This window comes from Mameliella sp. CS4 (assembly GCF_019392335.1).
GTDB lineage: Bacteria > Pseudomonadota > Alphaproteobacteria > Rhodobacterales > Rhodobacteraceae > Antarctobacter.
Genome location: NZ_JAHXRQ010000133.1, coordinates 1 through 278, shown reverse-complemented (window position 1 = coordinate 278; position 278 = coordinate 1). Strand labels below are relative to the sequence as shown.

At 77.7% G+C, this 278-nt stretch carries 1 pseudogene; it reads left to right on the top strand.

Annotated features, from left to right (window positions below):
* Positions 1 to 38: 38 nt before the first annotated feature.
* Positions 39 to 278, top strand: a pseudogene (locus KZZ07_RS26835) (YicC/YloC family endoribonuclease); the annotation flags it as partial.

Below are 278 nucleotides of genomic sequence, written 5' to 3'. Positions count from 1 at the left end.
CCCGGGTGCCGGTCCCCGAGGGCGTGGCCCCCGCCACGATGGACGGGCTGCTCGGCGTGCGCGGCGTGATCGAGGTCGAGGACGAGGCGGCCGACACCGACACTCTCGCCCGGGATCTGGCCGCGGGCGTGGTCCAGCTGGTCGCGGATCTCGTCGAGGCCCGCCGCGCCGAGGGGCGCCAGCTCGAGCAGGTCGTCACCGGCCAGGTCGAGCGGATCGCCGCGCTGACCCAGGCGGCCGAGGAGAATCCGGCCCGCCAGCCCGAGGCCGTGCGGGCG